Origin of the sequence: Sanguibacter sp. Leaf3, from assembly GCF_001425965.1 — a bacterium.
Taxonomy (GTDB): Bacteria; Actinomycetota; Actinomycetes; order Actinomycetales; family Cellulomonadaceae; genus Sanguibacter; species Sanguibacter inulinus.
In genome coordinates, this window is the sequence record NZ_LMRH01000003.1 from 593,402 (window position 1) to 615,530 (window position 22,129).

General features: G+C 70.1%; 17 protein-coding genes. 9 read left to right on the top strand and 8 right to left on the bottom strand.

Annotated elements, in window-relative coordinates; all coding sequences use genetic code 11:
* Positions 1 to 69: 69 nt before the first annotated feature.
* Together ASG53_RS16035 and ASG53_RS16040 are read right to left on the bottom strand one after the other, a co-directional pair.
* A complete protein-coding gene (locus tag ASG53_RS16035) occupies positions 70 to 1,287 on the bottom strand; it encodes an amidohydrolase (protein ID WP_056135677.1) in 1,218 nt (405 codons plus the stop codon).
* A gap of 74 nt (positions 1,288 to 1,361) precedes the next feature.
* The gene (locus ASG53_RS16040) at positions 1,362 to 4,901 is read right to left on the bottom strand and encodes a chitobiase/beta-hexosaminidase C-terminal domain-containing protein (RefSeq protein ID WP_056135679.1); all 3,540 of its coding nucleotides are present in this window, start codon (positions 4,899 to 4,901) and stop codon (positions 1,362 to 1,364) included.
* A 131-nt stretch (positions 4,902 to 5,032) separates the two neighbouring features.
* Here ASG53_RS16040 and ASG53_RS16045 point away from each other — a divergent pair, with 131 nt between their 5' ends.
* The 3 genes from ASG53_RS16045 (at position 5,033) to ASG53_RS16055 (ending at position 8,486) form a co-directional block, all read left to right on the top strand.
* The gene (locus ASG53_RS16045; RefSeq protein ID WP_056135682.1) at positions 5,033 to 6,946 is read left to right on the top strand and encodes a sugar ABC transporter permease; all 1,914 of its coding nucleotides are present in this window, start codon (positions 5,033 to 5,035) and stop codon (positions 6,944 to 6,946) included.
* 329 nt (positions 6,947 to 7,275) lie between these two features.
* Positions 7,276 to 7,608, top strand: a complete 333-nt coding sequence (locus ASG53_RS16050; RefSeq protein WP_056135685.1) for an ArsR/SmtB family transcription factor — start codon at positions 7,276 to 7,278, stop codon at positions 7,606 to 7,608.
* Positions 7,605 to 8,486 (top strand): cation transporter, encoded by an 882-nt coding sequence (locus ASG53_RS16055; protein ID WP_082544173.1) that lies wholly within the window; start codon positions 7,605 to 7,607, stop codon positions 8,484 to 8,486. The genes ASG53_RS16050 and ASG53_RS16055 overlap by 4 nt, the downstream gene beginning before the upstream one ends.
* Before the next feature lie 98 nt (positions 8,487 to 8,584).
* On the opposite strand, the gene ASG53_RS16060 is transcribed toward ASG53_RS16055, so the two are convergent.
* The 3 genes from ASG53_RS16060 to ASG53_RS16070 form a co-directional block, all read right to left on the bottom strand.
* The gene (locus tag ASG53_RS16060) at positions 8,585 to 9,034 is read right to left on the bottom strand and encodes a hypothetical protein (RefSeq protein ID WP_056135687.1); all 450 of its coding nucleotides are present in this window, start codon (positions 9,032 to 9,034) and stop codon (positions 8,585 to 8,587) included.
* A 213-nt stretch (positions 9,035 to 9,247) separates the two neighbouring features.
* Entirely contained in the window at positions 9,248 to 11,104 is a 1,857-nt protein-coding gene (locus tag ASG53_RS16065; protein ID WP_056135690.1) for a glycoside hydrolase family 3 protein, read from the bottom strand.
* Between the two features lie 149 nt (positions 11,105 to 11,253).
* A complete protein-coding gene (locus ASG53_RS16070; RefSeq protein ID WP_156382851.1) occupies positions 11,254 to 12,045 on the bottom strand; it encodes a hypothetical protein in 792 nt (263 codons plus the stop codon).
* A 90-nt stretch (positions 12,046 to 12,135) separates the two neighbouring features.
* On the opposite strand from ASG53_RS16070, the gene ASG53_RS20635 reads away from it, so the two are divergent.
* On the top strand, positions 12,136 to 13,086 hold the full coding sequence (locus tag ASG53_RS20635) for a cold-shock protein (RefSeq protein WP_056135696.1): 951 nt from the start codon (positions 12,136 to 12,138) through the stop codon (positions 13,084 to 13,086).
* Between the two features lie 395 nt (positions 13,087 to 13,481).
* On the opposite strand, the gene ASG53_RS16080 is transcribed toward ASG53_RS20635, so the two are convergent.
* Entirely contained in the window at positions 13,482 to 13,952 is a 471-nt protein-coding gene (locus tag ASG53_RS16080; RefSeq protein ID WP_056135700.1) for a hypothetical protein, read from the bottom strand.
* 343 nt (positions 13,953 to 14,295) lie between these two features.
* Here ASG53_RS16080 and ASG53_RS16085 point away from each other — a divergent pair, with 343 nt between their 5' ends.
* The gene (locus ASG53_RS16085) at positions 14,296 to 14,586 is read left to right on the top strand and encodes a hypothetical protein (RefSeq protein ID WP_156382852.1); all 291 of its coding nucleotides are present in this window, start codon (positions 14,296 to 14,298) and stop codon (positions 14,584 to 14,586) included.
* Between the two features lie 479 nt (positions 14,587 to 15,065).
* On the opposite strand, the gene ASG53_RS16090 is transcribed toward ASG53_RS16085, so the two are convergent.
* Entirely contained in the window at positions 15,066 to 16,709 is a 1,644-nt protein-coding gene (locus ASG53_RS16090; RefSeq protein WP_056136417.1) for a DUF5677 domain-containing protein, read from the bottom strand.
* Between the two features lie 407 nt (positions 16,710 to 17,116).
* Between ASG53_RS16090 and dnaK the strand changes: the two genes are divergently transcribed.
* The 4 genes from dnaK (at position 17,117) to ASG53_RS16110 (ending at position 21,170) form a co-directional block, all read left to right on the top strand.
* Positions 17,117 to 18,976, top strand: coding sequence for a molecular chaperone DnaK (dnaK, locus tag ASG53_RS16095; protein WP_056135704.1), 1,860 nt, complete (start codon positions 17,117 to 17,119; stop codon positions 18,974 to 18,976).
* The gene (locus tag ASG53_RS16100; protein WP_056135707.1) at positions 18,973 to 19,536 is read left to right on the top strand and encodes a nucleotide exchange factor GrpE; all 564 of its coding nucleotides are present in this window, start codon (positions 18,973 to 18,975) and stop codon (positions 19,534 to 19,536) included. Before dnaK ends, ASG53_RS16100 begins: the two co-directional genes overlap by 4 nt.
* Before the next feature lie 167 nt (positions 19,537 to 19,703).
* A complete protein-coding gene (locus ASG53_RS16105) occupies positions 19,704 to 20,696 on the top strand; it encodes a DnaJ C-terminal domain-containing protein (RefSeq protein WP_056135710.1) in 993 nt (330 codons plus the stop codon).
* A gap of 3 nt (positions 20,697 to 20,699) precedes the next feature.
* Positions 20,700 to 21,170, top strand: a complete 471-nt coding sequence (locus ASG53_RS16110) for a heat shock protein transcriptional repressor HspR (protein WP_056135714.1) — start codon at positions 20,700 to 20,702, stop codon at positions 21,168 to 21,170.
* 203 nt (positions 21,171 to 21,373) lie between these two features.
* Here the strand turns inward: ASG53_RS16110 and ASG53_RS16115 are convergent, their stop codons facing one another.
* Positions 21,374 to 22,090, bottom strand: coding sequence for a SanA/YdcF family protein (locus ASG53_RS16115; protein WP_082544128.1), 717 nt, complete (start codon positions 22,088 to 22,090; stop codon positions 21,374 to 21,376).
* Positions 22,091 to 22,129 lie beyond the last annotated feature (39 nt).

The following is a 22,129-nucleotide window of genomic DNA, read 5'->3' on the forward strand; positions in this document are numbered from 1 at the left end:
CAGGGCACTGCTGCGGGGTGGGTGCTGGGCGACGCCGTGCGAGGCTGGAGCCCGCTACCGCTCGAACCGCTACCGCCCGAACCATTCCCGTGCCGCGGCGCTGAGGGCGGCGACCCCGACGTCGAGGGTCGGCTGGACCACGGGGGCGAAGAAGGGCGAGTGGTTGCTCGGGATGTCGCTGTCGAGCGTCCCGGCTGCCGCGGCGGCGGCGTACGCGGCGGGGTCTGCGCCTCCGAAGAACCAGAAGACCAGCGGGGCGCCGGCTGCGGTGGCGATCGCGCCGACGTCCTCGCTCCCGGTGACGGTGCCCGGGTCGATCACGGCGTGCTCGCCGAAGGTCTCCACGAAGGTCGCCCGGACGCGGGCCGTCGCCGCCTCGTCGTTGATCGTCGCTGGGGCGTGCTTGCTCTCGACGACCGTCGGCGGGGTGGTCATCCCGGCCGCGGCGGCCTCGGCCTCGACGATGCGGCGCACGGCGGTGAGCACCCGGGTGCGGCTCTGGTCGCTCACGGTCCGCACGTTGATGCTGAGGGTCGCCTCGGCGGGCACGACGTTGTCGGCGCTGCCCGCGTGGATCGCACCGACGGAGACCACGACGATCTCGCCGGGCTCGGACTCGCGGGACACGATGCTCTGCAGCCTGACGACGGCGTGGCAGGCGGTGAGCAGAGGGTCGACGGTGGTCTGCGGGCGAGAACCGTGCCCGCCGCGCCCGTGGAAGGTCACGGTGACCGAGTCCGAGCCCGCCATGGTCGGTCCCGGCCGCAGCCCGACGATCCCCGCCGGGAGCGGGGCGACGTGCTGACCCAGCACCACGTCAGGTCGGGGGAACCTCTCGACGAGACCGTCGTCGACCATCGCCTGCGCGCCGGCGACGAGCTCCTCGGCGGGCTGGACCACGGCGACCAGCGTGCCGGACCACGTGCCGCGCCGGGTGACGAGGTCTTCGACGGCGCCGAGCAGGCAGGTGACGTGCACGTCGTGCCCGCAGGCGTGCATGACCGGGACGTCGGTGCCGTCGGGGCCGACAGCCCGGACCGTGCTCGCGTAGCCCAGACCCGTGCGCTCCTCGACGGGCAGGCCGTCCATGTCGGCGCGCAGCGCGACGACCGGGCCCTCGCCGTTCTCGAGGACACCGACGACGCCTGTTCCGCCGACCCCTGTCGTCACGGTCAGGCCCAGGTCTCGCAGGTGGCCTGCGGCGACCTGGGCCGTCCGGGTCTCGGCGAACCCGAGCTCGGGGTGGGTGTGCAGGTCGCGGTAGACGCTCTCGAGGTCGATGCCCATGCTCCGCAGCCTAGGGGCACCGGTCGGGCCAGACCAGGGGTCGAGCCTGGCCCGGCCGGTGCCACCTCACGAGGTCATCCCTGGTGCGTCCTCCGGTTCCTGCGCACGACGAGCGCACCACCTGCGGCGAGCAGCAGGGCGGCGAGGGCGACGACGGCGACCGACGTGCCGGTGGCTGCCAGGCCCGACGCTCCGACGGTGCTGCTGCCTGCCGGGGTGCCGACGGCTCCACCACCCGCACCGGGCCCGGTCCCGGGCGCCGCAGAGGTGGTCGGGTCGTCGGTCGGGTCGACCGTCGGCTCGGGGTCGACGGCGAGCGCGGGCAGGCTCGTCTCGGAGACCAGGCTCACGAGCCCGGCCACGTCGACGGCCCGTGCCCGGACCTGCACCGCGGCGTCGCCGAGCTGGACCGGTGCCGAGGCAGTGGCCCAGGGGCCACCGTCGAGCGAGTACTCCACCCGTGCGACGCCCGAGGTGTCGTCGGCAGCCGTCACCGTGAGCAGGCGCGCGGCGTCGACTGAGACCGTGGCGGTCGGTGCGGTTGTGTCGACGTCGAGGGTGACCTCGGTGACCTCGGTCGAGGGCACACCGTCGTCGGTCGCCCGCGCCTGTGCCACGTGCCTGCCGTCGCCGACAGGCACGGGGCCCGTGTACGGCAACCAGTCGCCGTCGTCGAGCCTGTACTCGGCTCCCGGCACGGCGGCGAGGGCCATCGCTCCGGATGCCTCGGCCTGCGTCAGCTGCTGGTCGACAGGCTGGGCGTCGTCCCGGGTCACAGCGAGGGACGGGGTGGTCGTGAACCACCCTGTCGCTGCTGGCTGCGGCAGGTTGATGGTCACCGTGCCGGGCACCACGACCTCCTCGTGGGCGTAGACCTGCACCTCGACGAGACCCGCCGCCCAGGCTGCGGCGTTGCCGTTGTGCGAGTTGACCACCTGTGCGACGTCGAGCCGCACGTAGCGGTACTGCCCGGAGAGCGGGTCGCTCGTGAAGCCGACCGTGGTGTTGCCGAGCTGCCCGACGAGCTGCGTCCACGTCGTGCCGTCGACGCTGCCCGAGACCGTGTACCCGTGGTACGACTCCGAGCCGTTGTAGCTGCGGAAGCTCAGGTCGACCCGGCTGAGGTCCTGGACCTCTTCGAGGTCGACGGTCCAGCTGAAGGGGACACCCGTCGGCTGGAAGTACGCAGAGCTGTCGCCCCACGTGGCGGTGTTGGTGTACTCGCCGTCGTTGGCGACCGAGGCGGCGTGCGCCTCGTCGACCGCGTCGGCGGTCACCGGCTTGCCCTGCGAGACGAGCGGGTCCTCCGGGTAGTCGATCGCCCCCGTCGCCGAGTCCAGGCTCCACGCGGGCCGGTAGTCGAGGGACACCGTGGACGGGTCCGCAGGGTCGATGCTCAGCGGCAGCCACACGTAGGTGGAGGTCCCGAGCTTCTTGGAGTTCCAGCGGTCACCCATGTACACGTACTCGCGGCCACCGTCCTGGCGGTCGATCGTCATGATGTTGGTGGGCTGGCTGTAGAACGACGTGTTGTTGCCGACGAGCACAGGGTCGGACCACCCGTCGGGGTCGGCGATGTCCTTGGTCCACGCGACGCGCGTCTGGTTCGGGTACCAGCCGGACTGCCCCGAGGTGAAGGCCAGGTAGTACTCGCCGATCTTCACGACGGCCGGGGCCTCACGGCCCTGCCCCTCGAAGACCGGGAACGAGGCCTCCCAGTCGACGTCCGCGTAGTCGTCGGTCAAGGGGTACAGACGCATGCTCGTGTGGTCCTCGGAGGACAGCAGGTACGCCTTGTCGCTGTCCGGGTCCTTGAAGACCGTGAAGTCGCGCGAGCCGTAGCCCCAGAGGTCGTCGCCGCCCGTGTAGGTGGGGTCTTCGTGCTCGGTCGTGATCTCACCGACGCCCGGGCGGAAGTGCTTGACGAAGCTGTAGTCCCCGTCGACCGTCGGGCTCGTGGCCACCACGAGGTGCGAGGCGGAGTAGTCGCCCGCGCGCTCCCAGTGACCCCACAGCACGAAGGTGTCGGTCTTCTCGTTGTAGACGAGCTTGGGTCGCTCCCACTTGGAGTCCACGAGCTCAGGCGCGGTGTCCTGGGTGACGAGCTCTTTGACGTACTGCCAGTTCTTGAGGTCCTGAGACTTGTACAGGCTCACGCCGAGCAGCACCGCGCCGTCGTGGGACTTGTTCTCGCCGACCCAGTAGTACCAGCCGTCCTTCTCGAGGAAGCCGCCGCCGTGCGCCTGGATGGGGTTGCCGTCGGTGTCGAACCACGTCTTGCCCACGGGGACGGCGTCGTAGCCGCCCTCGGGCACGAGCTCGATGCTCAGGCGTGCCGTCGAGACCGCGCTCGCGGTCCCGTTGCGGATCGCGCGGGCCTTGACCGTCGTGGTGCTGTCGAGCACGAAGGGCTCGGTGTAGAGGGTGCCGTGGGTGCGGGACGGCTCGGAGCCGTCGGTCGTCACGTAGACGGAGGCGCCCGGGGTCGCTGTCGAGACCGAGACCGTCTGCGCGGTCGAGTAGGCGCCGTCTCCCGGGGTGATGGTCGGTGCGGCGACCACGACGGGTGCGGTGTCGACGTCCACGCGACCGGCTGCGACGGCGAACCAGCCGAGGGTCGGGGCCTCGCTGCCGGCGGCGCGCTCGACGCGGAGCTCGGAGGTGCCGGTCTGGTCGACGGTCACCGTCGCGGAGACCATCGCGGTGGTCTTCCCGGACGCGTTGCTCACGGTCACCTCGGGGGTCACGACCGACCGGGCGCCCGAGGGGGAGACGAGCGTGACCGACATGGTCCGAGGTCCGCTCCACCACTCGCGGAAGCCTGCGGTCACGGTGTGCTCGCCCGCCTCGAGGGGGAGCCTGTAGACGATCGGGCGAGACGAGGCCCCGCTGCCGCGGGCCCACAGGCCGCCCGCGTCCTTGTCGAGGGGGTTGGTCGAGGCGCGCAGCCCGACGTAGGCGTCGCCGTCGTTGACGTAGCCCCAGCCTGTTGACGCCTGCTGGTCGGCGACGGTGTTCCGGAGGGTGCCGTCGCTGGCGGCTCCGGCGAGGGCCGCGACGGCGTCGAAGGGCGGCGTGGACTGAGCACCTCCCGAGTCGACCAGGTACTCGACGCCGCGTGGCACCACGTCGACCTGGGCCTCGACCGCGAGGGTGCCCTCTACGGTGCCGGAGACCATGACCGACCTGTAGTGCTGGTCGAAGACGTACTCGCCCGAGTCCCAGACGACGTCGGCCAGGCGGGTGCCGCTCGGGGCGGTGACCTCGACCTGCGCCGGGAGCGCGGGGGCCTCGCCGGTGTAGGTGGCGAGGACGACGGGTCGGGCGAGTGCCGTGGGGGCGTCGGCTGCGACGTCAGCCAGCGCCTGGGACCCGAGAGCCTCGGACCCGGCGCGGAGCGAGGCGAGGGCCTCGGACATCGCAGACGCCGGGACGGGCAGTCTCGACGGAGCGGCCGCTGCGGGGACTGCGAGGCCGGCGGCGAGGGCCGTGGCGGCGAGAGCTGCCGTGACGGCAGCGACGAGGGGGCGCCCGAGGAGGCGACGGTGCTGCTGGTCGTGCTGGAGGTGGGGTGGGTGGAACGGGGCGGGGGTGCGGCGTGACGTCGTCGTCATGGGGTCCGTCCTGGACTGGGGGTTCGACCGGCCGGGGCGCGACAGTGCGCACCGGGGAGATGTTTACGTGAACATCCGCACGGTATCCGCGGCTGGACGAGGGTGTCAACGATCGCTGCTACGGTCGCCCGATGGACCAGACGACCCCCGCCCCAGTCCCAGAGCCGACGGACGAGCAGGGTAGGTTGACCTCGACCTCCGAGGGAGCACAGGCGTCAGCCGCCGCCCCCCGCAGCCCACGCCGGATCAGCAACGCCCGTCTCGCGGGCTGGTTCGTCGTCGTCGCGCTCTTCGCGCTCGCGGTCCTCCAGTACCTGCTCCCCGCCCTGCGCCTCGTGCAGCTCGCGACCCGCGACGCGGTCGCCTTCTTCGAGGTGGCCGGCTCTGTCGGGGGCGCCAACTTCTCGGCAGTCCTCGACGACGACGAGTTCCGTGCGTCGGTCGGACGCGCCCTCGGCTACTCGATCGTCCCGCTCGCTGCGGCTCTCGTGCTCGGACCGCTCGTCGCGTCGGTGGCGTCGCGGGCCGGGCGGGCCACCCGCCTGGTGAGCCGCGGGCTGCTCGCCGTGCCGCTCTTCTGCTTCAGCCCGGTGGCCTACTACGTCGCGCAGTGGGGGACGCAGCGCGGTGGCGGCTCGGCCGAGACGCTCCGCCGTGCGCAGGAGGTCGGCGGCTCGCAGGCCGAGCTCGTCGTCATCGCCGGGCTCTCGGTCGTCGGGCTCGTCGGGGCGCTCTCGGCGACCCTCTATCTCGCCGCGATGCGCCGGTCTACGGTCTCGCGTGCTGGTTGGGCGGCCTCGGGTGTCGTGACCGCCGTGGTCGTGCTCGCCGTGACGACGCTGAGTCTCATGGTCACGACGGTCCCGCTGCTGCTCACCGCGGACCTCGCAGACCGTGGCACCACCACACCCGGCATGCTCGTCTACGAGTGGGTGTTCCTGCGCTACGACCTGCCGACGGGCAGCGCTGCCCTCGCGCTGCTGCTCGTGCCGACGGTGCTCGTCGGCGTGCTGCTCGTGGCTCTGGTGCTCGCCACGAGGCTCCGGGTGGAGATCGTGCCGCGGGACGCGGGTGCCGGAGGGGCCAGGCTGCTCGGCCGTCTGCGTCGCGGAGGAGCCGGCGCGGGGTCGGGCGCGGCTGCGACCAAGGCTGCGACTCCCGCGAAGGGCCGGGTGCGCGGGCGGGCCTCTGCGGTAGCCACCTCCGCCTCCACCTCTCCCTCGGTCTCGGCCGGGGCCGGGGCGCAGCCGGCGGCGGGCGCCAGCCGTGCGTCTGGCGCCGGGGGCGGCACGGAGTCGCGGACGTCTGTCGCCTCGGTGATCTCGGTCGTCCTCGTCTCTGCCCTCGCCGTGGCCTCGGCCGTCGTGGCGTGGCCGTGGCTGCAGGGGATCCTCGAGACCGAGGTCGCACCGTCGATCGACTCGACGACGCTCCAGATCACCACGTGGTTGTCCTCGGCGCTCACCGGTCTGATCGTCGTGGGTCTCGCCGTCGTCGGCGGCTTCGGCATCGGGTACCTGCGGCCCGCCGGACGCCGCAGCGAGTGGTTGCTGCTGGCCTTCTCGCCGTTCGTCCTCGTCAGCACGACGTCGTTGCTGCCCGCCCTGTTCGAGGCTGGTGCTGACGAGGGCACGCTCGGGACGCTGCGAGGACTGGTCTCGCCGTTGTGGGTCAGCGTCCCGCTCCTCGTGCTCTTCACGCTCGTCTTCGCCGACCTCCGGCGCAGCCGGGACGCCGGGGTGGACGGCGCGGTGCGGTCTGCCGTCGCCCCGGTCCTCGGTCTGGTCGGCCTCAGCGGTCTCGTCGTGGCGTGGGTCCACGGTCAGCAGTACCTCTGGCCGCTCGTCGTGTCCTACGGCTCCGACACCTCGGCCCCGATGCTCGTCCGTGCTGCCGCGACCCCGGCGCAGGAGCTGGCCCCCGTGCCCTTCGGCCTCGTCGCGCCGCTCGGGGTGCTGGTGCCGTGCGTGCTGCTCGGCGCCCTGTGCCTGGTGGCCACCGACCGGATCGCGCTGCGCGCGGGCCGGGCAGACCAACCAGCCTGACCCCGGTCGCCGCGAGGTCGTACGCCCAGCTGCGAGGTCGTGCGCCCACCCGGTGGTCGCACACCTCACCGCGAGGTCGGCCAGCCAACCGCGAGGTCGTACGCCCAGCCGCGAGGTCGTACAGACACTCCAGATGGAGCATCGCGAGCCTCCGATCTGGCGTGTCTGTACGACCTGGGCGCGGACGGTGCGACCTCGGGCAGGCGGTGCGACCTGGCGCCGAGGCAGCCGGCTTCTGTCCGGGGTGCGGCCTCGAAGGATCGTCCGTCCGTAGCCCCGTCCGGCGATACAGGGTTCCGTGAATACACGACCGCCTGTACAGTCGCTGCATGGAGACCGTCACGCTCAACCACACCGCCGCGCTCGCGCGCCTCGGGCACGCGCTGTCCGACGAGACGCGCGCCAGGATCCTGCTCGTCCTGCGTGAGGGCCCCGCGTACCCGGGTGCCATGGCCGAGGCCCTCGGCGTCTCGCGGCAGGTCATGTCCAACCAGCTGGCGTGCCTGCGCGGCTGCGGTCTCGTCCAGGGTGAGCCTGATGGTCGCCGGACCCGCTACACCCTGACCGACGACCACCTCGGCGCTGCGCTCGGCGACCTCCTCGAGCTGGTGCTGCGCGTCGACCCGGCCTGCTGCTCCGACGACGGGTGCACCTGCTCATGAGCGCCGACGTGCGCCCAGCGCCTGCTCCGCTGACGGCTGCCCGACGCAGCGTCCTCGAACGCCGCGTCCGCTGGGTCGTCGCGGTCACCATCACCTACAACGTCATCGAGGCCGTCGTCGCGATCTCGGCAGGGACCGTCGCTGGTTCGGCCGCCCTCGTCGGCTTCGGCCTCGACTCGATCGTCGAGGTGCTCTCCGCAGCTGCTGTCGCCTGGCAGTTCAGCGCCCCCGACCCGGAGACCCGTGAGCGCGTCGCGCTGCGGGTGGTGGCCCTGTCCTTCTTCGGCCTCGCGCTCTTCGTGTCGGTCGACGCCCTGCGCACCCTGCTCGGCGGCAGCGACCCCGACCACTCGACCGTCGGCGTCGTCCTCGCGGCGGTAAGCCTCGCCGTCATGCCCTTCCTCTCGTGGTTCGAGCGCCGCACAGGTCGCGAGCTCGGCTCTGCGACGGCTGTCGCCGACTCTCAGCAGACTCTGCTCTGCACCTATCTCTCGGCAGTCCTGCTCGTCGGGCTGCTGCTCAACTCGTTGCTCGGCTGGTCGTGGGCCGACCCGATCGCGGCGCTGGTCATCGCGGCCATCGCCGTACGGGAAGGTGTTCAGGCCTGGCGTGGTGACGGGTGCTGCGCTCCGGGGGCGTCGCTGCACGGGTGCGAGACCGCCGTGCCGGATGAGGGGAGGGAGGAACCGGCCGCAGGCGCAGACACCCGGCTCGCCGACCGTCCCCGAGTGCTCGCCGTCCAGCCCGGCGGGCTCACAGACCGGCCCGATCTGCTGGCCAAGGACGTGGCAGCCGACTCGTCCCGAGAGGGCTCGGCAGTCACCGGGTCAGGCGATGGCGGCTGCTCCTGCTGCGGGGGATCGTCGTCAGACCGCTGATCGGCTGGCTGGTTCGGCGGAGGGCGTGGCTCGTCTGCGGGCGGCAGGTCGGTCCAGGACCGGGACCAGGCCCGTGCTTGTTCTCGCCCGACCCGAGGTCACTCGTCGAGCGACAGGTCCTTGCGGTTGGTCGCCACCCGCGCGCGGAACAGCACGATCACGACGACGACCCCGACGGCCGGCGCGAGCCGTCCGACGACAGCGGGGGACAGAGCGCTGATCCCGGCGGCGACGGCGAGCACCGTGAGAGCCGTAGGGAAGGTGCGCACGACCGCGTCGCGCACCGCCCGCTGCTCCGTCCGGTACGCCGCACTGTCGTCTCCGGCAGGAGGAGCGGCCCAGAGAGACTCCCGGACCGAGGCCACGAGTGCGGACACGAGACTGAGGACCACGCCGACCACCGCACCCCACGCCGCGCCGACGAGGGCGTTCGGCGGCGGGTCGGCCTGGCTCCACGCGGGTAGTCCCAGGATCCACCCGACGATCGTCATGACGGGGACCGCTACGACGGCTGTGGAGAGGGCTCGGCGCAGGTCACGACTGGTCATGGCTGAATGATACGAGCGACGTGCGGACAGACTGTGGAGACCACCGGTCCCGAGCGTGGAACCCCGGTGCGGGCCGGGCGGACTCAGCTCGCGATCTGTCGGATCGGCAGCGGGACGACGACCCGGCACCTCCGGGCACGAGCCAAGAGACTCGTGCCCGTGGTCCGGGTCGCCGCTCGGGGCCGGTCGGCAGTCGACCGGCCCCGATGGGAGTCAGATCCGCAGTCCGTACCCGGCCTCGAACACAGCATCCGCAGTGTCGGACGCGACATCCGGGCGCGACGCTGCGACGGCCTCCATCGAGCGGGGCAGCTGGAACGGCAGGCGTCCTTCGGGCGCGACCTCACCGGTGAGCGCGGCCACCAGCGCGGGGTCCGACGTGCCGTAGGTCCCGACGATCGCCGTCGCGACGTCCACGAGCGGCGTGAGGATCGCCGGCCGGTCGAGCATGACGTCGAGGACGACGGGCACCTGTGCGGCGAGCGCCGTGATCTCAGCGACGGTCTCGGCGGAGAAGTCGAGCGACCCCTGGTGGAAGTACGCCTCGAGGAACATCGAGTCGCGGTGCTCCCACGGGGCGTTGACGCGCACGACGGCGACGTCGGCCTCGGCCGGGTCGGTCACGACTGTCCCGAGACGGGCAGCCTCCTCGGCGGACATGCCCATGACGTAGACGCGCTGGTCGCCGGCGAGCGGCAGGACCGGACGGCCGTCGACGGCACCGTTCTTGAGCACGGTGACCGAGCGGCTCTGTGCGGACAGGCCGGCGGCGACGAGGTCGGCGCGGCCGACGATCGCCTCAGCGGCGTCTTCGTCGACGTAGGGGTCGTCGAAGAGCCCGAGCTCGAACTTCACGCGGAGCAGACGGCGCACGGACGCGTCGATGCGGTCTTCGGTGACGCGTCCCTCGCGGACCAGCTGGACCAGCAGGTCGGGGCACTCTTCGCCGCCGAACTGGTCGCACCCGGCGTGGATGATCTTCTCCATGCGCCCCGGTGCGTCGAGGTGCTCGACACCCCACGCGCGGGCCGGGAGGACCTGCCCCGTCGCGACCTTGTTGTCGTTGACGAGCTCCCAGTCGGTGACGACCACGCCGTCGAAGCCCATCTTCTCGCGGAGCAGGCCGGTGACGATCTGCTTGTTGTAGCCGAAGCCGACCTCTTCGATCTGCTCGCCGTCGACGACGAGGTCGACCGGCATGCCGTAGTACGGCATCATCGCCGAGGTCTTGTGCTCGAGGGCGACCTTGAAGGGCGCGAGGTGCTCCTCGAAGGTCCCGCCCGTGTAGACCTGCTCGCGGCCGTAGGGGAAGTGCGCGTCTTCGCCGTCCTTCTGCGGTCCGCCGCCCGGGAAGTGCTTGGTGGTGCACGCGACCGACTCGGCGGTCAGCTCTCCGCCGGGGCCCTGGAAACCGTCGAGGTACGCGGCGGTGAAGTCGCTGACGAGCTGGGACGTCTCGCCGAAGGTGTTGAGCTGGCGGGCCCAGCGAGGCTCCGTCGCGAGGTCGACGCAGGGGTGCAGCGCAGCGCGGATACCCACGGACAGGTACTCCTGGCGGGCGGCGTCGGCGAACTGGCGGACGAGCTCGGCGTCGCCGATCGCCGCGAGGCCGAGGGAGTCGGGCCACTGCGAGAAGAACCCGGCTGCGAAGGACGCCCCGGTGTTCTCGTGGAAGGCGTGCCGCGGGTCGGTCGAGACCGTCACGGGGATGCCGAGGCGGGTCTGCTCGGCGAGGGCCTGCAGGTTGTTGTGCCAGCGGGCCGCGAGGCGCCCCTCGGGCAGCACGTGCACGTTGAAGTGGTTGAGCAGCTTCTCCTGGACGACCACCGTCGTCGGGGACTTGCTGATCGCACCGGTCTGCTCGACGAGGGAGCCGTCCGGGCTGGTCTCGATGACCGTCTGGAACATCAGACCGGCCTTCTCCTCGAGCGTCATGCGACCGAGGAGGTCGTCGACCCGGGCCTCGACGGGCTCGCGCGGGTCCTCGAAGGGCGCCATGACGCCGTCCTTGTCGAGGTCGCGGAAGACCGTCCCGTCGGGGGCGGTCAGGGTGGTCAGGGGAGTGGGCACGTCAGGTCCTTCGGTCCGAGGGGTCGCCGGGGCCGCAGTGGGAGCGGAGACGGCGCGGAGGTCTGATGTAAGCGTATACATGTCCGGCTTGCGGTGGTGCCGCGAGTATCGCGGCGACGAGCGACCGCCAGATCGGTCCTGGAGGTGGGTCAGTCCGCGCGGCGCCGGAGGGCGGCCCACGCAGCCAGGGCCGCGATGGCGCCCCCGACCGGCATGAGGACGATGAAGGCTCCGGGTGGAAGGCCAGGGACTGTCAGTCCGGCGACCATCCCGAGTACCGCACCGACGACACCGGCCAGCCCGACCCACCCCGACCTGTCCGTGGTCTCGCGCTGCTTCCCGGGGTCCGAGAGGTCGGTGATCGCCCGACGGAGGTGCCCGTCGCCCATCGTGAAGAGGACGTCCACGTCGCCGGGGTGCAGCGCCTCGAGAGACCGCCAGAGACGGCTCTCCTGCAGCGTCAGCCCAGGTATCCGGACGTGACGCGCCCACCTGTCCTTGACCACCAGCGCCGGGCCGATGCTCGCAGTCAGGAGCGCCCCAGCCGCCGCTTGGTCGCCGCGGACCAGGGCGACCACGGCTCCGCTCGCGAGGAGCACGGCGGCGAGCACCACACAGGTGACGACAGCAGCTCGCTGGCGCGCCGCGCCGGGAGGGCGGAGGCGCGCGGCCATCTCGTCGAGAGCGGGGTCAGGGGCGACCCGGGCGACGGTGCGGAGCAGCAGCCGTGCCCCGGCGTCGTCACCCTGCTCGGCCAGCGCGTTCGCGGCCCACAGGGTGGGCCACGGGTCCCACGGGGAGCATGACGCGAGGTGCCGTCCGACCGCCACCCCCACGGCCGAGTCGAGGACGGAGGCGTCGCCGTCGCGGTCTCGCCCGAGCATGAGGGCGATCACCTCACCGACGTCGCCCGGTCGCTGCGCGAAGCCTCGTGTGTCCATGAGATGTCTGTCGGCACGGACGACCCCACCCATGAGCCTCCCGTCAGGGACACTTGGAGCAGCAACCATCGTCAACATGAGGAGTCCGTCATGCCCCAGGGAACCGTCCGCTGGTTCGACGCCGAGCGAGGGTTCGGCTTCCTAGCCCTCGACGACGCCGAGGACCTGTTCGTGCACGCGTCTGAGATCGTCGGCAACGACGACGGGACGCAGTCGCTCCGCGAGGGGCAGTCCGTCGAGTTCGAGATCGGCGAGGGCGACCGTGGCCCGCAGGCCCGCAGCGTCAAGATCACCGGCGACGTCGCCGTCGACGCGGCCCTGGGTCAGCTCGGCACCGTCACCTGGTACGAGCCGGCCAAGGGCTACGGCTTCGTCACGCCCGACGGCGGAGGCGCCGAGATCTTCGCGCACAGCTCCGCCATCGTCGGCGGGGGTGTGATCGCCGAGGGGCAGCGGGTCGCGTTCCTCGTCGTCGAGGGCGAGAAGGGGCCGCAGGCGGACCACCTCCTGCCGCTCGGCGCCCAGGCCGCCAGCGTGCAGGCTGCGGGCCCCAGCGGCGCTGACGGCGCCGACGGCACCGTGAGCTGGTACGACGCGGGCAAGGGCTTCGGCTTCGTCACCCCCGGCTCCGGCGAGCCGGACGCCTTCGTCCACGCCCGGTCCCTCACCGGAGGTGCCACCGAGCTGGTCGAGGGCGAGCGCGTGAGCTTCACCGTCGTCCCCGGCGACCGTGGTCCGCAGGCCCAGGACGTCCGGGTCGTGGGCGGGACCGGCCGAGGTGCGCGCAGCGCCCCGGGCCGCGACTCGTCACGGCGTCCGGAGGCGTCTCGCACCCCGGCGCGCGGCGGCGAGGGTGTCGTGGCGCGCTATGACGCGGACCGCGGGTTCGGCTTCATCACGCCAGACTCCGGCGGCCCCGACCTCTTCGTGCACGTCTCGGTCGTGCGGGATGGCCAGGAGCTGTACGAGGGCGACCGGGTCCGCTTCCAGGTTCGGCAGAGCGACCGCGGGCCGCAGGCGGACCGGGTCGACCTGGCCTGAGCGAGGCCTGGCGTCCTGACGCTGTCAAACCGCGACGCCCGGGCGCGGGGGTGTCCCGCCGTGCCTGGGCTCGACGACATCCCGCGTGTAGGTGCTCGCGGGACCTGTCGGACGCGCGGTCCTGTGCCTTGCAGGTTCGCAGTAGCGTCCCGGTGCTCGATTCTCACCAGGGTGACTGATTCTTCAGCGGTCACTCCGTCAGGCGTTGGCGATCCCTGCTTCGATAGCGCGCGGGTCCACGTCGTATCCGGTGGATCGCTCGCCGGACCAATTGAGCCCGCCAGGAGCTCATGGTTGGCAAGACCCGGCAGCCAATGCTGGGGGGAACGTGTCGAGCGGGATCTCCTGGACCGCGAACTCGGTGGAGAGCGAGAGCGCGGGCGGGCTGAGAGGCGTTAGAGGAGCGGCATGTACCGTGCAGCGGCCGCGAGAACCTTGATGCAGTCCTGACACCGGAGGTGCTTTTCATCAAGTCGCTCGTGGGCGGCCGTGAGCAGCCCGGTCGTTTCATTCCACAGGTTGGGGGTGTTTTGCAGGCCATGATGCTGGAGGTGGAGCAGGACGGTCTGCGCGATCACACCAGCCGTCGCACGTGGTGGGACGACGATGTCGTAGCGGCCGATCACCTCGAGCGGTTCTTCTCGAATCCGTATGACCTCATGAGCGAGTCCGCTGTCGATTATGTGCCACGTCTTGCGTTCGTCCGACGCTTCTCGACCCCTGTGCCAGTAGGCGCCGTCATACTCGATCCCGAGTCGCGGACCGTACCCGGTCGTGAAGAGCATGTCGAGCCACATCCTGCGGTCGCGTGGAACGGGAACGTCGCGCTCGCCCCGACCGAGGATGAAGCCCAGTAGCGTGAACACCTCGGTCTCCAGCTTCGAGGCGCGCGCGTCGTCCTTCGCGCACCGTGGGCATCCGTTCCCGGAGATGAACCTGCCGCGAGGTGAGCTTCCGTGCCAGTGTTGACCCATGTCGGCACAGTAGGCGGAGCCACTGACGCTCACACTGGCCGTCGGGTTTGTGCGCCCCGAACCACGGCGGCCGGTGCGACGAAGTTCGCTGACCTGCCCGGTGGCGGGGTACAGATTCTTCGTCGATGAGCCGCGTATCTTGCAAGTGACGCTCGGCGTCGTTAGCCTTACGAAAGTACACCGATGTGTACGGCAGGCACGATTGGCGTGGCAAGGAGAAAGCGCAGGAGAGATTGTGGACTTTGAGGAAGCGATCAACGAGCGCAGGGTAGTTAGTTTCACCTATGGAGGTCACCTTCGTGTTGTAAAGCCTGGTGCTCTTGGGTACCACGTGACAACGCGCAAGCTGCTTCTGCGCGGCTACCAGATCGACGGGACCAGCAGTAGTCGCACACCGCCGTTTTGGAGCCTGTTCGAGGTGCGCCTCCTCAGCGGCCCGGTGTACACGGGGGACACCTTCGACGACGAGCCCCCGGACTACCGGTTGGGAGACAAGCACCTCGGCGAGATCATCGCGGAACTCTAGGTTCACGCCTCCGCATGGTCTCTTGCCCGAACGTCCGCGCATACGCCCGGCGCCGCACCGCCGAAGGCTGCACCAACCGCAAGATCGGACGCTGCTTCAAGCGGTACATCGTGCGCCAGCTCTACCGCCAAATGTGGGCGCTCGCGGATTGCCGCGAGCAATAGAAGTGTCACTATCGGGAACTCAACTCTTAATTGGTGACGCGAAGATCAGGGCGCTGTGGAGGCCGTTCGCACTGCGCTTCGTGACGAGTCCAGGTCGACGGTCGCCGGGGAAGCGTCAGTCGACCGGCTCAGTCATCGTGAGGGGCTCGGCCTTCTCACGCTGGCTATGCGCCGCGAGTTGGGACCTGGCATGACGGCAGGCGATCCGCCGGATACTTCGACGAGGCCGCGGGCGGGGTTGTAAGCAAACATCCTTCTAAGGCTGGCGGCCCAACTCCACGCCGCCGCAAGGACTCCGGGTTCGGAGCGAGGCGGTTATGCCATATCCTCCGGAGCATCCACGTCTGGCTTGACCGCCTCGAGCCATTCGAAGGCGCGCTCAACTGCGGCCGGGTCGGTCTGGAGTGTCTGGAGACTGATCCGAATCACGCTGTAAAGTTGGTCGACCCAAGCCTGTGCCAGCTCTACGCTTCCACCTGCGTTCAGCGACAGGCTGGGAATGAGGTGTCCGCCGTGCAGGACGTTCAGGCATCGCTCCATGGCGTTCATCTCGACCGACCACCACTCGGAGTGGGCGACTCCGCTCGACATTGAGTACGTCTGTCGGTAGTAGTCGAGCAGACCGCACTCCTCGGCCATCGTCCTGATCGACTTGCCGTTCGCGAAGGAGTCGCGAGTATCCACCACGCGGTAGTCGATCGGGTCTTCGCTCCCACCCAGGCGCCCCAGCTTCTCGACCGCTGTCACGAAGTCGGGATTCCTCGCTTCGGGCGGGATCTCGTCCATGATCTTGGCATACAGCTTCGCCTTGCCCGCTCCGTATTCTTGGAACGTTTTGTAGATCGACGGGTCCTGCTTTGCCATCCATTGCAGGTAGATGCGGACCTCGACGATGGTCCTGGTCACGTGCGAGCCGTGCTCCGAGCACCACAGGTCCGGCGCACCAAGAGCCGCAACGACCTGGCGCCCTGCGCTTGCGACCAGCCCTGAGTGCACCTCCTGGAACTCGCGCTCGTAGAGACGAGCCGGCGCCGTCTCCAGTGCCTCGACATAGCTGCTAACCAGGTCCATCGCCAACTGACGCAGGTGGGCGCCCCCCTTTGGCATCGGCGTGAGTGGTGCCTCGTCGTCGTATGTCTCTGCGCCCACTGGCACGATTCCCTCTTCCGATCCTGCGTCGTCTAGGTCTAGGTCGCGACGTCGCGCACAACGTGTCGTCATCGAGTTTGCGCCCCAAAAGACGCGCGCCCACTGGGCCGCGTCATCAAAACGTCGTTCGTCTTCGAAATTAAGCATCGCCTTATGGGCGCCCCACATCGCGCGAACCGCGGTATCAGCTGACTTGCGAGTCGTCGGATCGTACGGGTATGGCTGCAGCAGCTCGATCGTCTCCGAGCTTGACCGGAACGTCCCTGCCTGTACGGCGCTCCACACGTGTAGGCACTTGATCACCGACTCCCGGTGGTCGTCATTGAGTAGATCGAAGAGCGCGCGACCGACAAGGTCAACATCTGCCTGACTGGGCGGTTTGGGTCCACCCTCCACCAGCCAAGGTGCCGGGCGAAACGGGTAGGAGCACAATGCGCTCATCACTGCGTCCGAGAGCAGCCCGTACTCGGACGCCCGTGCTCGGATGCGCTCCACAGCCCCTGGCACCGAGCCCGCGAGTCGATCAAGGCTCGTCAGTCGCCCGTCGAGCCCGTCTGCGACGACGCGCGGCTCAGCGGCACCCCGGAGGTCGTCCTGGACGATCTTCTGCCAGTGGATGAACCTGGTAAACGACGACGTGCCCAACTCCGCCATTACGAGTGCTGGCCAGAGAAGGTCCGGGAGGTCGTCCCGAACCCAGTCCCCCAGCACCAGGAGATCTGTCGCGACAAGCGGTGGTTTGTAGACGCGCCCCTTACGGACGTGACCAGCGAGCGGGCCGTCCTTCTGGTTCGGGTAAGGAAACGCCATGTCCCACACGGTAGTGGCCCCAGCCGACAGAGCGATACGGCCGTGCCGGGCGGATTCCACCCGTCGGCCCCGATTGCCGAGGTGTGGGACTGGGGGCTGATGCACGAGTAGATGTCGGTCTGACGTGGCCTACTGCGGGCTGTTACCTGTTCGTGCAGCAGACCCAACCGCGCCACCCGCAGCGCGACCCCACACCGCCCGCATTGTCGGCGCACCAGCGCAGCGTGGGAATACGATCGAGCCCTCCAAGGTTGAGCCAAGCAGACTCAAGTTTGACCCCGACGGCTTGCTCTCCGATCCGGCCGGGTGCAGACTTGAGTGGAACAGACTCAATCAGCTCGTCGGACGGGCGACGCAGGTGCACCAGCACCGCGACCCGGCCGCCGCTCGGAAGGAAGGCATCACCCATGGCACGTGCAGTCGGCATCGACCTCGGTACCACCAACTCCGTCGTCTCCGTCCTCGAAGGTGGCGAGCCCACCGTCATCGCGAACGCCGAGGGCGCTCGCACCACCCCCTCCGTCGTCGCGTTCTCCAAGACCGGCGAGGTCCTCGTCGGCGAGATCGCCAAGCGTCAGGCCGTCACCAACGTCGACCGCACCATCGCGTCGGTCAAGCGCCACATGGGCACCGACTGGTCGGTCGAGATCGACGACAAGAAGTACTCGGCGCAGGAGCTCTCCGCGCGCATCCTCGGCAAGCTCAAGCGTGACGCCGAGGAGTACCTGGGCGAGCCGGTGACCGACGCTGTCATCACCGTCCCCGCGTACTTCAACGACGCCGAGCGCCAGGCGACCAAGGACGCCGGCCAGATCGCAGGCCTCAACGTCCTGCGCATCGTCAACGAGCCCACCGCCGCTGCTCTCGCCTACGGGCTCGAGAAGGGCAAGGAGGACGAGCTCATCCTCGTCTTCGACCTCGGTGGTGGAACCTTCGACGTCTCCCTCCTCGAGGTGGGCAAGGACGAGGACGAGTTCTCGACCATCCAGGTCCGCGCGACCTCTGGTGACAACCGCCTCGGTGGTGACGACTGGGACAGCCGGATCGTCGAGCACCTCATCAAGGAGGTCAAGAACTCCTCGGGTGTCGACCTGTCCAAGGACAAGATCGCCCTCCAGCGTCTGCGCGAGGCTGCTGAGCAGGCCAAGAAGGAGCTCTCCTCGGCTACCAGCACCAACATCTCGATGCAGTACCTCTCGATGAGCGAGAACGGCCCCATCCACCTGGACTCCAAGCTCACGCGTGCGCAGTTCCAGCAGATGACCCAGGACCTCCTCGACCGGACGAAGGCACCGTTCCACGCCGTCATCCGCGACGCAGGCGTCTCCATCAGCGACATCGACCACATCGTCCTCGTCGGCGGCTCGACCCGCATGCCCGCGGTGACGGACGTCGTCAAGGAGCTCACCGGTGGCAAGGAGCCCAACAAGGGCGTCAACCCGGACGAGGTCGTCGCCGTCGGTGCTGCCCTCCAGGCCGGTGTCATCAAGGGTGAGCGCAAGGACATCCTGCTCATCGACGTGACCCCGCTGTCTCTCGGCATCGAGACCAAGGGCGGCGTGATGACCAAGCTCATCGAGCGCAACACGGCCATCCCGACCAAGCGCTCCGAGATCTTCTCGACCGCCGAGGACAACCAGCCCTCCGTCCTCATCCAGGTGTTCCAGGGTGAGCGCGAGTTCGCCCGCGACAACAAGCCGCTGGGCACCTTCGAGCTCACGGGCATCGCTCCCGCGCCGCGCGGCGTGCCGCAGGTCGAGGTCGCCTTCGACATCGACGCCAACGGCATCGTCCACGTGTCCGCCAAGGACCGCGGCACGAACAAGGAGCAGTCGATGACGATCACCGGTGGCTCCGCGCTGCCGAAGGAAGACATCGACCGCATGGTCCGCGAGGCCGAGGAGCACGCAGCCGAGGACAAGGCGCGCCGCGAGGAGGCCGAGACCCGCAACCAGGCCGAGTCCTTCGCGTACTCGACGGAGAAGCTCCTCAAGGAGAACGAGGACAAGCTCCCCGAAGAGGTCCGCACCGAGGTCCAGGCTGCTGTCGACGAGGTGAAGACGGCGCTCGAGGGCACCGACATCGCCGAGATCAAGGCCAAGCAGGAGAACCTCAACACCGTGGCCCAGAAGATCGGCGAGGCGCTGTACGCCCAGCAGGCCGAGGCTCCTGAGGGCGCTCCGGCCGACGCCGACGCGTCGTCGACCTCCTCTGACGAGGACGTCGTGGACGCCGAGATCGTCGACGACGAGGACGACAAGAAGTGACCAGCCACGAGGGCACGGGCGCCGAGAACACGCCCGAAGGCAACGACCCCCTGGAAGGTCTCGACTTCGAGCCCTCCGCCGAGGCCTTCGACGTCGACGCAGCACCCGCACCCGCGGCCGAGCTCACGGAGCTCGAGAAGGCGCAGGCCGAGTCGGCCGACCGCCTCTCGGACCTCCAGCGGCTCAACGCGGAGTACGTGAACTTCTCCAAGCGCGCCAAGCGCGAGCAGGAGGCGGCACGTGCACGGGGCATAGAGGAGCTGCTCGTCGGGCTGCTCCCCGTCCTCGACGACGTCTCGCGGGCCCGCCAGGCGGGAGACCTCACAGGTCCCTTCGAGTCGATCGCGGACAAGCTCGTCGCGACGCTCACCCGCTTCGGTGTCGAGCAGTACGGGGAGGTGGGGGAGGAGTTCGACCCCGCCGTCCACGAGGCGCTCATGCACCAGACCTCGCCCGACGCGCAGACCACCACGGTCCAGCACGTCGTCGAGGTCGGGTACCGCATCGGCGACCGCGTCGTGCGAGCCGCACGCGTGGCCGTCGTCGGCCCCGAGGCCTGACGCACCGCTGATCCCGGGTCTGGTCGCCACAGCGACCAGACCCGGGATCCGGCCGTGGCCCGCCGACCGCGGGCACGGCTCGCCGGCCCACGCCGGCCCACATCTTTCAGACAGCATTCACGAGTGAGCACACAGGCGTCGCTCACGTCACGAGGAGAGGAGACGCCTTGACCGGTCAGGACTGGATCGAGAAAGACTTCTACGCCGCGCTCGGCGTCTCGAAGGACGCCGACGACGCGTCCATCAAGAAGGCGTACCGCAAGCTGGCGCGCCAGCACCACCCGGACCAGAACTCCGGCGACCCGAAGGCCGAGACGAAGTTCAAGGAGATCGGCGAGGCGTACTCCGTGCTCTCCGACCCCGAGCAGCGTCAGCAGTACGACGCCGTGCGCGCCATGGCCGGCGGCGGAGCCAGGTTCTCTGCAGGCTCGGGCGGCCGTGGCTCGGCAGGCTTCGAAGACGTCTTCGGTGGCATGTTCGGCGGAGGTGGCGGCGGTCGCCAGCAGTACTCGACCGGCGGTGGCGGCATGCCCGACGGCTTCGACGACATCCTCAGCTCGATGTTCGGCGGCGGTGGCGCGCAGGGCGGTTTCCGCCCCCAGACGCGGGCCCAGGCCGGCCAGGACCTCACGACGGCTGCGACCCTGCCCTTCCGTGAGGCCGTCGAGGGCTGCACGGTGACGCTCTCCGTCGACGGGCGCCAGATGACCGCGCGCATCCCGGCAGGGGTCCGCGACGGCCAGAAGATCCGCCTGCGCGGCAAGGGCCGTCCGGGCACCGGCGGAGGACCTGCCGGCGACCTCGTGGTCGCCGTGACCGTGACCCCGCACCCGGTGTTCAGCATCGACGGGCACAACCTGCGGATCACCGTACCGATCACCTTCCCCGAGGCCGCGCTCGGCACCCAGCTCGAGGTCCCGACCCTCGACGGCTCGACCGTCAAGGTCAAGGTGGCCGAGGGCACCCCGTCCGGGCGCGTGCTGCGCGTCAAGGGCCGTGGCGTCAAGACCGCGAAGCAGACGGGCGACCTGCTGGTCACCGTCCAGGTCGCGGTCCCGCAGAAGCTCTCCAAGGCGGCCCGCGAGGCGGTCGAGGCCTTCGCCGCCGCCACGGGTGGTGAGAACGTCCGGGAAGACCTCCTGGCCCGAGCGAAGGAGTAGACGATGGCGCACCGTGGGACGAGCGACCCGGCGCCCCGGGACGACGAGCCTCTCTTCGTCATCTCCCGGGCCGCCGAGCTCGCCGGCATGCACCCGCAGACCCTGCGGCAGTACGACAGGCTCGGCATCGTCTCGCCCCGGCGCTCGCCCGGGCGCGGTCGCCGGTACTCCCGGCGCGACATCCACCAGCTCGTCGAGGTCCAACGCCTCAGCCAGGACGAGGGGATCAACCTCGCCGGCATCAAGCGCATCCTCGACCTCGAGACGCAGGTCCGCGAGCTCGAGCACCGCGTCGAGCTGCTGGCGGCCGCCGCAGACCCGGGCTCGCGCATCTTCACGGCTGCGTCCTCAGGTGACGTCGTCGCCGTCCGCGGCGGACGCCGGTTGCGCAGGGTCGGCTGGCGACGCGGCACCGAGACCGTCGTCGATGCCGACGACCGCGCTGCCCTCGTCCTCTGGCGCCCCCAGCGCTGACGCCGCGGTGGCGTCGCCGAAGCGCTGGGCGTGGCGGTGACCCGGAGCGCTGATCGCGCCCCCGCACGTCTCCGCGGCGGCGCAGGCGCGGCGAGCTCTGCGAGATCGTGAGTCTGGAGCGAGATCGATCCTTCTCCGGCCCGATCTCGCTCCGAAGTCACGATCTCGACGGTCGCCCACCGCGGGCTGGCAAGGGTCAAGGGTCAGGGGGTCGGGCTGTTGGCCAGTGCTTTCGGGACGGCGTCGTCGGGTGGGCCGAGGAGCGGCTGTCGGTCGGTGACCAGGTCGACGACGGTCTTCATGGCGGCGAGCTGGTCGCGCACGGTGGTCTTGGCCCAGGTCGTCCGTCGAGACTTGACCGAGGTGTCGCCGACCCCGACAGCCTCGATCCCCACAGAGCGGCAGGTCGTCACCGCGCGGGCGAGGTGGAAGCTCTGCGTGACGACGGTGAGCTCACGCACCCCGTAGACCTCGTCGGCGCGCACGCACGAGTCGTAGGTGTCGAATCCTGCCGGGTCCTGGACGATCGCCGTCTCGGGGACGCCCTGCTCGACGAGATACCGGCTCATCGCGGCGGGCTCGTCGTGGTGGTCGGGGCGTCCGTCCCCGGTGACGAGGAGGACCTCGACAGAGCCTGCCGCGTAGAGCTCCGCGGCGAGGTCGAGACGCGCCCGCAAGAACTGCGACGGGGTGCCGTCCTCGTACACCCGGGCCCCGAAGACGAGTGCCACAGGCGTCGCGGGGACGTCGTCGGCCGTGTACATGTGGTCAGCGGCTCGGGCCTGCACGAACACCACGGGCCCGGCCAGGGCGAGGACCGCCAGACCGGCGACGACGCCGAGGCAGACTCGTGCCCGTCGGCTCCGGAGGATCCCGACGACACCACCGGACGAGGGGCGTGGAGGTCGGGGAGATGCCATGCCTCCATCGTAGGTGCGAGGTCCCGGTGCAGGTCCCGG

What these genes read in the sequence shown, in the direction of transcription:
- dnaK (WP_056135704.1), top strand. Translation starts at nt 17,117, where the DNA reads ATGGCACGTGCAGTCGGCATCGACCTCGGTACCACCAACTCCGTCGTC.
- ASG53_RS16050 (WP_056135685.1), top strand. Translation starts at nt 7,276, where the DNA reads ATGGAGACCGTCACGCTCAACCACACCGCCGCGCTCGCGCGCCTCGGG.
- ASG53_RS16060 (WP_056135687.1), bottom strand. Translation starts at nt 9,034, where the DNA reads ATGACCAGTCGTGACCTGCGCCGAGCCCTCTCCACAGCCGTCGTAGCG.
- ASG53_RS16035 (WP_056135677.1), bottom strand. Translation starts at nt 1,287, where the DNA reads ATGGGCATCGACCTCGAGAGCGTCTACCGCGACCTGCACACCCACCCC.
- ASG53_RS20635 (WP_056135696.1), top strand. Translation starts at nt 12,136, where the DNA reads ATGCCCCAGGGAACCGTCCGCTGGTTCGACGCCGAGCGAGGGTTCGGC.
- ASG53_RS16040 (WP_056135679.1), bottom strand. Translation starts at nt 4,901, where the DNA reads ATGACGACGACGTCACGCCGCACCCCCGCCCCGTTCCACCCACCCCAC.
- ASG53_RS16115 (WP_082544128.1), bottom strand. Translation starts at nt 22,090, where the DNA reads ATGGCATCTCCCCGACCTCCACGCCCCTCGTCCGGTGGTGTCGTCGGG.
- ASG53_RS16055 (WP_082544173.1), top strand. Translation starts at nt 7,605, where the DNA reads ATGAGCGCCGACGTGCGCCCAGCGCCTGCTCCGCTGACGGCTGCCCGA.
- ASG53_RS16070 (WP_156382851.1), bottom strand. Translation starts at nt 12,045, where the DNA reads ATGGACACACGAGGCTTCGCGCAGCGACCGGGCGACGTCGGTGAGGTG.
- ASG53_RS16090 (WP_056136417.1), bottom strand. Translation starts at nt 16,709, where the DNA reads ATGGCGTTTCCTTACCCGAACCAGAAGGACGGCCCGCTCGCTGGTCAC.
- ASG53_RS16110 (WP_056135714.1), top strand. Translation starts at nt 20,700, where the DNA reads ATGGCGCACCGTGGGACGAGCGACCCGGCGCCCCGGGACGACGAGCCT.
- ASG53_RS16045 (WP_056135682.1), top strand. Translation starts at nt 5,033, where the DNA reads ATGGACCAGACGACCCCCGCCCCAGTCCCAGAGCCGACGGACGAGCAG.